Origin of the sequence: Rhizobium sp. CCGE531 (assembly GCF_003627795.1) — a bacterium.
GTDB lineage: Bacteria > Pseudomonadota > Alphaproteobacteria > Rhizobiales > Rhizobiaceae > Rhizobium.
In genome coordinates, this window is record NZ_CP032684.1 from 3,569,734 (window position 1) to 3,582,468 (window position 12,735).

The following is a 12,735-nucleotide window of genomic DNA, read 5'->3' on the forward strand; positions in this document are numbered from 1 at the left end:
AACTCCCGGGAAACGTCAAACTGAGTAAGTTCTCATGTAACCGTAAAGCGGCGTATGCATAAAAGAACTGGACCGAGGAAGAGTATTGCGTATCGGCGGGCAGGAACCGTGGCAGCGGTTGCGGCAGTGCTTGCGCTCGGTCCGATATATGCCGGAAACGCTTTTGCGTTCAAACTCTTCGGTATAAAGCTCTGGGGCGAGGACGAAACGGCGGATCAGGTTTCCGATCCCGTTCGCTACACGGTCGATTTCAAGGCCGACAATCTCGACAAGGATCTGAAGGAAGCGTTGAACGACAGCTCGATGCTGGTTTCCGACGCGAAGAAGCCGGTGTCCGGCGATCTCGGCGTTGTCGTCAAGGCGCGTGACGATCGCGACAGGCTGATTGCCGCCCTCTATGAAAAAGCTCGCTACGGCGGCGTGGTCACCATTACCATCAATGGCACCCCGCTCGATGCATTGCCGCCGACGCCGACCTTCAGCCGCGCCAAGCCGGTCGCGGTGACCATCGGCATCGACCCAGGCCCGGTCTTCAAACTCGGCAGAATCAACCTGCAGGGCGACGCCGCCAGGCTGGACCCGGCGAATTATGGGCTCGTGCGTGGCGGCGATGCCGGCTCTCTGACGATCCTGAAAGCAGGCGACAAGATGGTCGCCGACTTCAAGAACGAGGGGCATCCGCTCGCCAGGTTCGACAAGCGCGACGTCGTCGCCGACCATGCGACCAACACCGTCGACGTATCGCTGAAGGTCGAAAGCGGCCCCGTCGCTCCCTTCGGCAATGTCGGCGTCACCGGCCAGAAATCGGTCGACCCGGATTTCATCAAGCGCTATGCCCGCATCAATGAAGGCAAGCCTTACTCTCCCGACGAATTGAAGAAAGCGTCGGACCGCTTGAGAAAACTCGGCGTCTTTTCCAGCGTCACCATCCGCGAGGCCGACAAGCTGGCGCCTGATGGTAGCATCCCGACGACCATTGAAGTCTCCGAAGGCAAGCAGCGCTTCTTCGGCGTCGGCGCGCAATATTCCACCATCGATGGTTTCGGCCTGCAGGGCTATTGGGGACACCGCAACCTGACCGGCCGCGCGGATTCGCTGCGCATCGAGGGCTCCGTTTCCCGCATCGGCGAGACGACCGATGTCGGCCAGTTCGATTACACGGCCGGCATCACCTATGTCAGGCCCGCGACCTTCTATCCTTCGGCGACCTTCACGACCGGCCTCAAGATGCAGAGCCTGCATCCGGACGCCTACGACGCCAATACCGTGACGGCGAGCGGCAGTCTTGCTTACGAAATCAACGATCAGGATACCGTCTCGGCCGGCGGCGAGGTATCTTATGAACAGGATACCACCGACGCCTTCGGAAAGCACAACTATCTGACGGTCGCGATCCCGCTCGAATACATTCGCGACACGCGCGACAACAAGCTGGACCCGACGGAGGGCTACCGCGCCTCGATCAGCGCCAAGCCGAGCTACGAGGCGATGGGCGGCACGATCTTCGGCTCGTTCGAGGGCTCGGTCACCGGCTACAAGGGCATCGGCGCCAACAACAATGTCGTCCTTGCCGGCAAGCTTGCCGCCGGCTCGCTGCTGGGCGCGAACAATATCGAGGATATTCCAGCCACCCGGCGCTTCTATGCCGGCGGCGGCGGCTCGGTGCGCGGCTACGGCTACCAGGAGATTTCGCCCTACAACTCCAACGGTGACGAGACCGGCGGGCGCTCCTATGTGACGGCGTCATTCGAAGCCCGCGTGAAGATCACCGATACGATCGGCGTCGTACCCTTTATCGACATGGGAAGCGTTACCGACACCACCTTCCCGGACTTTTCCGATCTACGCATTGGCGCTGGCGTCGGCCTGCGCTACGCTACGCCCTTCGGTCCGATCAGGCTCGATGTCGCCGTTCCATTGAAGAAATATGACAACGGCACATCTTATGGCATCTATGCCGGCATCGGTCAGGCCTTCTGACAAGCCGTATAGTTGTCGCGGACGTTTCAGCACACGGTCACAAAATTGGGGTTACTGTCTCTTTCATGAGCATATTGATTCGAATCCTCGGGAGATTGGTGCGCTGGATCGCCTACGCGGTCGTGGCGATCCTTTTGCTCGTGATCGCGGCTGTGCTCGTCGTCGGCATGATACCCTCCGCAACGAGCTACGCCGTCGACCAGGTGGCAAAACTCGCTTCGACACCCGACCGCACCGTTACCATCGCAGCGCCTTCCGGGCTGCTGAACGGAAACCTGAGGGTTGGCGCCATTACGGTGGCGGACGCGAAGGGTGTCTATGCCAAGGTGCAGAACCTTGCCGTGGATTGGTCCCCGCTGTCCTTGCTGACGGGTACGTTCCACGCAGATCGTATCGCCGCCGATGTGGCCGATTTCCAGCGCCTGCCGGTTTCGACGGCGGCGCCCACGCAGGAAACACAAACGGCAGGCGGCAACGGCTTTTCGCTGCCCGTCGCCGTCAATATCGACGCAATCGCGCTGCCCGATCTTCGTATTGGTCAGGCCGTCGCCGGACAGGATTTCATTCTGGCCGCCAATGGCAGCGTCAAGGCAAACGGCAGCAGCATGGGCCTCACGCTCAATGCCACCAGGCGTGACGTGCCCGACGCCAAGCTTTCCGCCGATATCGCTTTCGTGCCGGCCGAGAACCAGCTGAAGCTGAAGACGCAGATCTCCGAGCCGCGCAACGGCATGCTGGCGGGCCTCCTGCATCTGCCTGGCGGCCCGGCCGTCAACATCGATCTTTCGGGCGAAGGTCCGCTATCCAACTGGGCCGGCAAACTGCAGGCCGCGCTCGACGGCAAGCCGACAGTCGCCATCAACGGCCATCACGGCCTTTCCGCCGACGGCCTGCATCATATTGACGTCAAGGGCGGCGGCGATGTCGATTCGCTGCTCCCGCCGACCATGCGGCCGCTCTTTGCCGGACAGACCACCATCGATCTCTCCGCAACCTTCGACGGCAAGGGCAAGATCGACATCCAGACCGGCAATCTTGCCACCGGCAGCGCGGTGCTTGCCGCATCCGGCACACTGGATCCCAACGGCAATAACAGCCTCAATGCCAATCTGCTCGGCACCTCCGGCCCCGTCGACTTCCGCTGGCCGATGGAGAACGGCGAGGTCCGCGCTTTGATTTCCCGCGTCGATATCGCGCTGACGGGCGCGGCGCAATCGGTGAAGATCGATGCGAAGGCAGCTCTCGACAGCGCCAGCACGCCGCAGGGGCAGATCGGCCAAGTAAACCTTAGCGCCAGAAGCGACGCCTTCAATCTGACCGCCATGTCCGGCCCGCTGCAGCTCCGCCTGGTCGTCGGCCAGACGGCCTTCCTCAGCGCCGATCTCAACCGTCTGATCCGGGCGCCGATCGCGCTGACCGCGCCTTTGCAGCTCTCGCCCGACACGATCGGCTTCAACAATACAACGTTGGAAAGCGCCAGCATCGGCGGAACGGTCAATGGCAAATATACGCTGTCTTCGAAGGCGCTGACGGGCAATTTCAAGCTCTTCGCCCTGCCTGGCGTGCTGCCCGACGGCGTCTCGGACAAGTTCGAAGGCACGATTTCGCTGGAAGGCCAGGTCGCCGGCACGGTGCCGACCAAGATGACGCTCTCCAACCTTGCGGTGAAATCCAATGTTGCCGAGATCACCGGCAATGTCGCGCTCAACGACCAGTCGCTGACCTCGGATCTATCAGGCAAGCTGCTCGACCTTTCCAAGCTCATTCCAAACGCCGAAGGGCAGGCCGATATCGGCCTCAAGGCCAAGGGACCGCTGACCGCGCTTGGCATCGACGCGACGGCCAAGGCCGTCAACGTCAAGCTGGCGGGTCGGCTGCTGGATACGCTTGATATCGGCGTGACAGGAACCGCGGATCCCATGGCCCCGCAGGCCAAGGTTCAAGCGAGCGGAGCGATCGACGGCAAGCCGATCCGCATCGCCGCCGACGCCGTTTCCAAGGATGGCCGCACCAGCATCCCGTCGCTATCGGCCGAAATCGGCACGAACAAGCTGCAAGGCAAGCTGGACCTGTCGCCCAGCTTCGAACCATCAGGCGCGCTGACATTCGATCTGCCGGATCTGAGCCTCCTTGCAGCCCTTGCCGGACAAAAGGCCGAGGGTGACCTCAAGGGCTCGCTCGATATCGCCAGCGCCAATGGAAAGACCGGTCTGAAGGTCAACGCCAGCGGCAATGGCATCCGCCGTGACGATCTCGTCATCGGCAAGCCGGCTGTCGCGCTCACCATCGACGACCTCAAGGCCTTCTCCGCCAATGGCAGCATCCGCGCGGATACCATCGCCTCCGGCGCCAACCGCATCACCGGTCTCGACCTGACCTTCACTCAGCAGGGAAGCCGCACCGACTTCGATCTGAAATCCACATATGACAACGCGCCGCTGACGACGCGCGGCGGCGTCGAGACATCAGGCGGCCAGACGACGGTGAGCCTCGACTCATTTGCCGGCGCTCCGCGCACGATCCCGGTGAAGCTGGCATCGCCGACCAAGATCGTCATCAAGGATGGGGCAGCGTCGCTGAATGGCCTGACCCTCCAGACGGGCGGCGGCTCGGTGACCGTTGACGGCACCGCCGGTCAGACATTGAACATCAATGCCAAGATCACCAACCTGCCGGCGAGCCTTGCCAATGTCTTTGCACCGACGCTTGCAGCTGAAGGCATCATTTCCGGCACGGTAGCGGTCACCGGCAAGGCCACCGCGCCCGCCGTCGTGTTCCAGACAAACTGGTCGGGCGCGGCGACGAGCCAGACGAAATCCGGCGGTCTTGCCGCGCTCGGCATCAAGGCGGATGGCAAATTCGCCGACAATGTCGTGACCATCAACACCAACCTGACCGGCCAGAGCGGCCTCGCGCTCAACGGCGGCGGCACTGTCGTCATCGCCGGCGGCAAGGCCATGGCGCTGAAGTTTTCCGGCAATGTGCCTTTCGATGCCCTTGCCGGCCAGCTCGCCGCCCAGGGCCTGGTCGTGACAGGTGCGGCGAGGATCGACATGCAGATCGGCGGCACGACGGCAGCACCTGCCATATCAGGCACGATTGCCACCGACGGCGGCAAGCTGGTCGACGTCCGCCGGAACCTGACCCTCAACGCCCTTGCCGTCACCGTAACCCTCGACGGCAAGCAGGCCGTCATCTCGCGGCTCAGCGGCAACCTGACGAGCGGCGGCAGCATTTCGGGCAGCGGCACGGTCGGCATTACCCCGGACAGCGGCTTCCCCGCCGATATCCAGATGAAGTTCAACAACGCGACCTATGTCGACGGGACGCTGGTGGCTGCGACCATCAACGGCACGCTCGGCGTCAAGGGTCCGCTGATGACGGCGCCGATGCTGACGGGCAATCTGAGGATCAACAAGGCATCGATCACGATACCGGAGAAGCTGCCGGCATCGCTCTCCGAGATCAATATCAAGCACAAGAACGCCCCGGCCGCGGTCAACGCCCAGTTCAAGGATCAGAAGCCAGAGGGACCGCGCAGCAAATCGACCACCCTCGGCATCGACCTGCAACTCGAGGCACCCTCGCAGATCTTCGTGCGCGGCCGCGGCATCGACGCCGAACTCGGCGGCAGCATCACGGTGCGCGGCACGGCAGCGGAACCTGTCGTATCCGGCGGCTTCACCATGCGCCGCGGACGCCTGACCATCCTCAGCCGCCGGCTTGATTTCACGGATACCAGCAAGATCACCTTCGGCGGCGACCTGACGCCGGCACTCAACATGGAGGCGACATCGACGGTGAGCTCCACCACGATCACCGTCGATGTCATCGGTCTCGCCACCGACCCGCAGATCGGCTTTTCCTCTTCGCCGGCGCTGCCGCAGGACGAAGTGCTGGCGCAGCTGATCTTCGGCCAATCCATGTCGAAACTATCGGCCATGCAAATCGCCCAGCTCGCCGATGCGGCAAGCCAGCTCGCCGGCGGACGCTCCACCTCGCTGTTCGAAGGATTGCGCAGCCATCTCGGCGTCGACGATCTGGATATTTCGACCGATGCGAACGGCCAGGCGCAGGTCGGCGCGGGTAAGTATTTGAACAAACGCACTTATATCGAGCTGCAACAAGGCGCCTCCAACAACACCAAGGCGATCATCAACCTCAATGTCGGACGCGGCGTGAAGCTGCGCGGCGCGGCCGGCTCGGACGGAGCAGGCGAAGCCGGTATCGTCTACGAGCATGAGTATTGAAATATAAATCCCCTCGCGCCTCATCAGCCGCCTCATTCGCGCGCTGCTACCCGACGAACCGAAGAGGTTGATGTCAAGGTCACCCGTATATTTGTCATTTTTGCTAAATCGAATTGACCAATTCGCCAAAAGCTAGTCAGTTTTCGACAATTTTCCATCTTTTTGCTGTCATGCGGAAAATCGATAATGCGGGTCAATAGCCTCTAACCTCGGAGCAATGCCGATGAATACGCAATCCACTTCCATTACCTTGATCGGCGTTCCCCTGGAGGAAGGCTCCGGCCGGCGCGGCGCCGGCATGGGTCCGACGGCACTGCGCATCGCCGGCATCGAAACCACGCTGATCGAGCTTGGCCATCGCGTCACCGACAGCGGCGACCTGCATCCTGTTCCGGCAGCAGATCTTCCGGAGCATCCGCAGGCCCATAATCTGAAGATCGTCGGCGCTTTCACGCGTGCGCTGGAAGCAAAGGTCTACGATGTCGCCTCATCCGGAGGCTTTCCGCTGATCCTTGGCGGCGATCACAGCCTGTCCATGGGCAGCGTCTCCGGCATGGCGCGCTGCGCCGCGGAGGTCGGCCGGCCGCTCTTCGTGCTCTGGCTGGACGCACATTCCGATTTCAATTCGCCGGCCACCTCGCCGTCAGGCAATATTCACGGCATGCCCGTCGCTTTCTTCTGCGGCGAGGCCGAGATAGAGGGCGTTCTGCCGGCCGGCCGGCCGTTGGTCGATCCGACGAAGGTCTTCCAGGTCGGCATCCGCTCCGTCGATCCGCGCGAGCGCGAGGAAATCCGCGAGCACGGCGTCAACGTCTTCGATATGCGTTCGCTCGACGAGCAGGGCGTGGCCGCCATCATGCGCAAGGTGCTCGATACCGTCAGCGCCGCCAACGGCCTGCTGCATGTGAGCTTCGATCTCGATTTCCTCGATCCGGATATCGCGCCGGGCGTGGGCACGACGGTGCCTGGCGGCGCCACCTATCGCGAGGCGCATCTGATCATGGAGATGCTTTCCGACAGCAGCCTCGTCTCGTCGCTCGACCTCGTCGAGCTCAACCCCTTCCTCGACGACCGCGGCAAGAGCGCCCGCGTGCTGGTCGAGATGGCGGCAAGCCTCTTCGGCCGCCGCATCTTCGACCGTCCGACACGGGCTGCCTGAGGACGGTCCTCACTGACAGAAGAATCGGATGCGCGTTGCCGGAAGGCGGGCCATTCTTCCCTCGAGGCCATCCTCGCCCTTCGACGGGCTCAGGGTGAGGATGGAGCGAGCAGCATCGTTAATGCAGCTTGTGGTTCCTTGGCAGCGAAGCAAGAAGATCAGCCCTCACGGTGAGGTGGCGCGCAAGCGCCCTCGAACCGCGAGGGCGGGTGACCGTCCCCTTTTTCAAACCGTCGCACTTTGCAGCATCAGGTCCAGTCGAAACCGCTTGTATAGATTTAGGTTTGAGCAATGTTCTTGCTCTATCGTGGCATGAACACGCCGTATTCGGCGTCACGGTTCAATGGGAAGAACGTTCATGGCCACGATCAATTCCACAAGCTTCAGCGGCGAGACTCTGGAGATCATTGCCTTCCGGCTGCATGATCAGGAATTCTGCGTCAAGACCACCACGATCCGCGAAATTCGCGGCTGGGCGCCGTCGACGCCGATTCCGCATGCACCGGCCGATGTCATCGGCGTCATGAACCTGCGCGGCTCGGTCATCCCGATCATCGATCTCGCCTACAAGCTCGGCATGCAGAGCACGGTTGCCAACGAGCGCAGCGCCATCGTCGTCGCCGAAGTGCACAACATGGTCATCGGCATGCTGGTCGACCGCGTCTCCGACATCCTGACGATCGCCTCCAGCCAGGTGCAGCCCGTGCCGGAAGTTACGGCCTCCTTCGATCGCGTCTATTGCGAAGGCATCATCGCGACGGAGAATGGAATGATCTGCTTCCTGAACCTCGCCAAGATGTTCAAGGAAAACGAAACGGACGAACTCGCCGCATAATTTCGCACAGCTCTGTTTTTGAGAGCCGCCCGGCATAATCGCCGCCGCACATGCCTTCTCTGCACGAAGCCGCCTCGAAAACTCAAGGCGGCTTCGTCGTTTTCCGAGAGATTGTTTAGCCGAACAATGCGTAGGTGCTCCTGATCGTCACCCAAACACCCCAGAGCAGCGGAATGCCGACGAGCGCCCAGGCGATCAGCGCCTTGCCGTCGAAGCCGCCCGTGCCGATACCGAAGGAGCCGGTGGGGCCGGCATTGACGGGAACTCCATATGCGGATGGATTCTTCCTCTCCACCGCTTCACCTTGTCATGTGAATACTAAGCCGGCTTGATTTCTTCAACGGATGGCGGCTTGTGGATCAACGGCGCCGCCTCGAGAACCAGGGGGCTCAGCCCGCTATCGCCGTGGTCGATGATCGCAAACAGCTGGCGCCGCATGCGCGGTTCCCAGAATTTGTTGATATGCGTAGCAACGCCCTGAACCGCCTCGCCTGCCGGCTGCGTCTTGAAGAAAGTGGCGATCTGGTTCGCCATATAGATGAGCTTGGTTTCGGTCTTGCCGTGCGGCGTGTCGTCAGGCGACATCGGCGATGCTCCCCGTGATAATGCGATGCGGATGGGTGAAAATCTCGAAATCATCGCCGCGCACCAGCGCCACCAGCGTCATGCCCGCCTCATCGGCCGTACGGATGGCGAGCGCCGTCGGCGCGGAGATGGCGACAAGCACGGAGCTGCCCAATATCGCCGCCTTCTGCACCATCTCGACCGACAGCCGGCTGGTCACGGCTACGACACCGTCTGCCCCCTTGCGGCCGGAACGGATGACCGCGCCGCAGAGCTTGTCCAGCGCATTATGCCGGCCGACATCCTCGCGCACGGCAAGCAGACCCTCGGACGGAACATAGAAACCCGCGCCATGAACGGCATGCGTCTCGCGATGCAGCGGCTGCGCATCGTTGAGCAGCGCGACCGCACGGACGATATCCCGCTGCGTCAGCTTCAATGCGATTTTCGAAACGTCAGGCACCTTGCGCACGGCCTGCTCGATCGATTCGATGCCGCAAAGGCCGCAGCCGACGGGACCTGCCATATGGCGGCGGCGCAGCCGCAGGGCATCTGCCGCATCATCGACGAGAGTGATCTGCACGTCGATCCCCTGCTCGTCCTCGATCGGTTCGACAGCCGCGATCTGAACGACTTCAGTAATAATGCCCTCGGTCAGGCTGAAACCGATGGCAAAATCCTCGATATCGGCAGGCGTTCCCATCATGACCGCATGCGACGTCCCGCCATAGGAAAAGGCGATCGGCACTTCCTCGGGGACGATGCGGGAGCCGGCATGGACGACGCCATTGCGACGGGCGGTTTCGGGGACGGGGGTGGTGGGGAGGAATTTGGTCATTGGGTGATGGGGCGTGAAATACCCCCCTCTGTCGCTTTCGCGACATCTCCCCCACAAGGGGGGAGATCGTTAGGAGTTTGCCGTTCCCTATCTGCAAAACAATAGGCTGCTGCTTCTGCGGATTCGATGTCTATTTGAGGCGAGAGCGCCCCGCGAGTTACCAATCTCCCCCCTTGTGGGGGAGATGTCACGAAGTGACAGAGGGGGGTATCCCTCCACATCCTCAAACTCACTCCGCCGCCTCCATCTTGCCGACAATGCGACGCGACTGCCGGGCCTGCTCGTCATAATCCACCTGCCATTGCGACGGACCATTCGACGGCGAAACCTGCACCGCCGTCACCTTGTATTCCGGGCAGTTCGTCGCCCAGTCGGAATAGTCCGTGGTGATGACGTTCGCCTGCGTGTCCGGATGGTGGAAGGTCGTGTAGACGACGCCCGGCGCGACACGATCGGTAATCAGCGCGCGAAGCGTCGTGTCGCCCGAGCGGCTCGTCAACTTGACCCAATCACCCTCGCGAATGCCGCGCTGCTCTGCATCATGCGGATGGATTTCCAGGCGATCTTCCGCATGCCAGACGACATTCTCGGTGCGCCGCGTCTGGGCGCCGACATTGTACTGGCTGAGGATGCGCCCGGTGGTCAGCAGCAGCGGGAAGCGCGGGCCGGTGCGCTCGTCGGTCGGGACATATTCGGTGCGGATGAACTTGCCCTTGCCGCGCACGAAGCCGTCGATATGCATGATCGGCGAACCGAGCGGCGTCTTCTCGTTGCAGGGCCACTGCACGGAGCCCATCTTCTCCAGATAGTCGTAGGACACCAGCGCGAAGCTCGGCGTCGTCGCTGCGATCTCGTCCATGATCTCGGATGGATGCGTGTAGTTCCAGCCAAGACCCATGGCCTGCGCCATCTTCTGCGTCACTTCCCAGTCGGCATAGCCGTTGCGCGGGGTCATGACCTTGCGGACGCGATTGATGCGGCGCTCGGCATTGGTGAAGGTGCCGTCCTTTTCCAGGAAGGTCGAGCCGGGCAGGAAGACATGCGCGTAATTGGCCGTCTCGTTCAGGAAGAGATCGTGGACGACGACGCATTCCATCGCGGCAAGGCCGGCTGCGACATGCTTGGTATCCGGATCGGACTGAAGGATATCCTCGCCCTGAATATAGATGCCCTTGAACGTACCTTCGACCGCGGCATCCAGCATGTTCGGGATGCGAAGACCCGGTTCGCTGTTGAGCTTCACGCCCCAGAGCTTTTCGAAGATATCGCGGGTCGCATCATCGGAGATATGGCGATAGCCCGGCAGCTCGTGCGGGAAGGAGCCCATGTCGCAGGAGCCCTGCACATTGTTCTGCCCGCGCAGCGGGTTCACACCGACACCCGGACGGCCGATATTGCCTGTCACCATGGCGAGGTTGGCGATGGCCATGACCGTGGTCGAGCCCTGGCTGTGCTCGGTGACGCCGAGGCCGTAGTAGATCGCGCCATTGCCGCCCTTGGCATAGAGGCGGGCAGCACCACGAACGAGATCGGCGGGAACGCCGGTGTATTTTTCCGATTCCTCCGGGCTGTGCTGCGGCTCGGCGACGAAGGCTGCCCAATCCTCGAATTCGGACCAGTCGCAGCGCTCGCGGATGAACTTTTCGTCGAACAGGCCTTCGGTAACGATGACATGGGCCAGCGCCGTCAGCATGGCAACATTGGTGCCCGGCTTCAGCGGCAGGTGATAGCTCGCCTCGACATGCGGCGTACGTACCAGATCGATGCGGCGCGGATCGATGACGATGAGTTTCGCACCCTGGCGCAACCGCTTCTTCAAACGCGAGCCGAAGACCGGATGGCCGTCCGTCGGATTGGCGCCGATGACGATGACGACATCGGAATGCTCGACGCTGTCGAAATTCTGCGTGCCGGCCGAGGTGCCGAAGGCCTGGCCAAGGCCATAGCCTGTGGGAGAATGGCAGACACGGGCACAGGTATCGACATTGTTGTTGCCGAAGCCAGCGCGCACCAGCTTCTGCACCAGGTAAGTCTCCTCATTGGTGCAGCGCGAGGAGGTGATGCCGCCGATAGAATCGCGGCCATACTGATATTGCAGCCGCTTGAACTCGGTGGCGATATGGGCAAAGGCCTCGTCCCAGGTCACTTCGCGCCAGAGGTCGGTCACCTTCTCGCGGACCATCGGGTTGAGGATGCGGTCCTTATGGGTCGAATAGCCATAGGCAAAGCGGCCTTTGACGCAGGAATGGCCGCGATTGGCCTGGCCGTCCTTCCAGGGCACCATGCGCACCAGCTCCTCGCCGCGCATCTCCGCCTTGAAGGAGCAGCCGACGCCGCAATAGGCGCAGGTGGTGACAACAGAATGTTCCGGCTGGCCGATCGAGATTACCGATTTCTCGGTCAGCGTCGCGGTCGGGCAGGCCTGCACGCAGGCACCGCAGGAAACGCACTCGCTGTCGATGAAATTCTCGTGCATGCCGGGCGAGACGCGCGAACCGAAGCCGCGGCCTTCGATGGTCAGCGCGAAGGTGCCCTGCACTTCTTCGCAGGCGCGCACGCAGAGCGAGCAGACAATGCACTTGGAAGGATCATAGGTGAAATAGGGATTGGACTCGTCCTTCGGCATCCATTTCAGATTGATGTCGCCGTTATCGCGCGCCTTGACGTGGTTGTCGCCTTCGTAGCCGTAACGCACATCGCGCAGGCCGACCGCACCGGCCATGTCCTGCAGTTTGCAATCGCCGTTGGCAGCACAGGTCAGACAGTCGAGCGGGTGATCAGAGATATAGAGCTCCATCACGCCGCGACGGATGTCCTTCAGCCGGCCCGTCTGCGTATGCACGACGATGCCGGATGCCACAGGCGTCGTGCATGAGGCCGGCGTTCCGTTGCGGCCTTCGATCTCGACGAGACAGAGGCGGCAGGAGCCGAACGCATCGACCATGTCGGTGGCACAGAGCTTCGGCACCTGAATGCCGGCTTCCATCGAGGCGCGCATGATCGACGTGCCTTCCGGCACCGTAATCTGCTGCCCGTCGATGGTCAGCGTCACCATGGTTTCGGAGGTGGAGGCCGGCGTACCGTAATCGATTTCTGGAACGAGGGACAT

At 62.0% G+C, this 12,735-nt stretch carries 8 protein-coding genes; 4 read left to right on the plus strand and 4 right to left on the minus strand.

The features are described from left to right. Window positions 1-54: 54 nt before the first annotated feature. From CCGE531_RS17415 to CCGE531_RS17430, 4 genes are all read left to right on the plus strand, one after another. On the plus strand, window positions 55-1,980 hold the full coding sequence (locus CCGE531_RS17415; protein WP_120665503.1) for an autotransporter assembly complex family protein: 1,926 nt from the start codon (window positions 55-57) through the stop codon (window positions 1,978-1,980). 65 nt (window positions 1,981-2,045) lie between these two features. Further along, the gene (locus tag CCGE531_RS17420; RefSeq protein WP_120665506.1) at window positions 2,046-6,230 is read left to right on the plus strand and encodes a translocation/assembly module TamB domain-containing protein; all 4,185 of its coding nucleotides are present in this window, start codon (window positions 2,046-2,048) and stop codon (window positions 6,228-6,230) included. A gap of 223 nt (window positions 6,231-6,453) precedes the next feature. Continuing rightward, the gene (gene rocF / locus CCGE531_RS17425) at window positions 6,454-7,389 is read left to right on the plus strand and encodes an arginase (protein WP_120665509.1); all 936 of its coding nucleotides are present in this window, start codon (window positions 6,454-6,456) and stop codon (window positions 7,387-7,389) included. Window positions 7,390-7,747: 358 nt separating this feature from the next. Then, window positions 7,748-8,224 (plus strand): chemotaxis protein CheW, encoded by a 477-nt coding sequence (locus tag CCGE531_RS17430; protein WP_120665511.1) that lies wholly within the window; start codon window positions 7,748-7,750, stop codon window positions 8,222-8,224. Between the two features lie 115 nt (window positions 8,225-8,339). On the opposite strand, the gene CCGE531_RS17435 is transcribed toward CCGE531_RS17430, so the two are convergent. The 4 genes from CCGE531_RS17435 to fdhF all read right to left on the minus strand — a co-directional run bounded on the left by CCGE531_RS17435 (window position 8,340) and on the right by fdhF (window position 12,735). Further along, entirely contained in the window at window positions 8,340-8,519 is a 180-nt protein-coding gene (locus CCGE531_RS17435) for a hypothetical protein (RefSeq protein ID WP_120665513.1), read from the minus strand. Between the two features lie 23 nt (window positions 8,520-8,542). Then, window positions 8,543-8,809 carry a formate dehydrogenase subunit delta gene (locus CCGE531_RS17440; protein WP_120665516.1) on the minus strand — a complete coding sequence of 89 codons (267 nt, stop codon included), beginning with the start codon at window positions 8,807-8,809 and terminating at the stop codon, window positions 8,543-8,545. Further along, window positions 8,799-9,626, minus strand: coding sequence for a formate dehydrogenase accessory sulfurtransferase FdhD (gene fdhD / locus CCGE531_RS17445; RefSeq protein WP_120665519.1), 828 nt, complete (start codon window positions 9,624-9,626; stop codon window positions 8,799-8,801). The genes CCGE531_RS17440 and fdhD overlap by 11 nt, the downstream gene beginning before the upstream one ends. Before the next feature lie 229 nt (window positions 9,627-9,855). Next, window positions 9,856-12,735: a formate dehydrogenase subunit alpha gene (gene fdhF / locus CCGE531_RS17450; RefSeq protein WP_120665522.1), complete on the minus strand. Its 2,880-nt coding sequence runs from the start codon at window positions 12,733-12,735 to the stop codon at window positions 9,856-9,858.

Excerpts from the sequence above, each read along its gene's own strand:
- CCGE531_RS17440 (WP_120665516.1), bottom strand. The coding sequence starts at position 8,809 with ATGTCGCCTGACGACACGCCGCACGGCAAGACCGAAACCAAGCTCATC.
- fdhD (WP_120665519.1), bottom strand. The coding sequence starts at position 9,626 with ATGACCAAATTCCTCCCCACCACCCCCGTCCCCGAAACCGCCCGTCGC.
- fdhF (WP_120665522.1), bottom strand. The coding sequence starts at position 12,735 with ATGTCCCTCGTTCCAGAAATCGATTACGGTACGCCGGCCTCCACCTCC.
- rocF (WP_120665509.1), top strand. The coding sequence starts at position 6,454 with ATGAATACGCAATCCACTTCCATTACCTTGATCGGCGTTCCCCTGGAG.
- CCGE531_RS17430 (WP_120665511.1), top strand. The coding sequence starts at position 7,748 with ATGGCCACGATCAATTCCACAAGCTTCAGCGGCGAGACTCTGGAGATC.
- CCGE531_RS17420 (WP_120665506.1), top strand. The coding sequence starts at position 2,046 with ATGAGCATATTGATTCGAATCCTCGGGAGATTGGTGCGCTGGATCGCC.
- CCGE531_RS17415 (WP_120665503.1), top strand. The coding sequence starts at position 55 with ATGCATAAAAGAACTGGACCGAGGAAGAGTATTGCGTATCGGCGGGCA.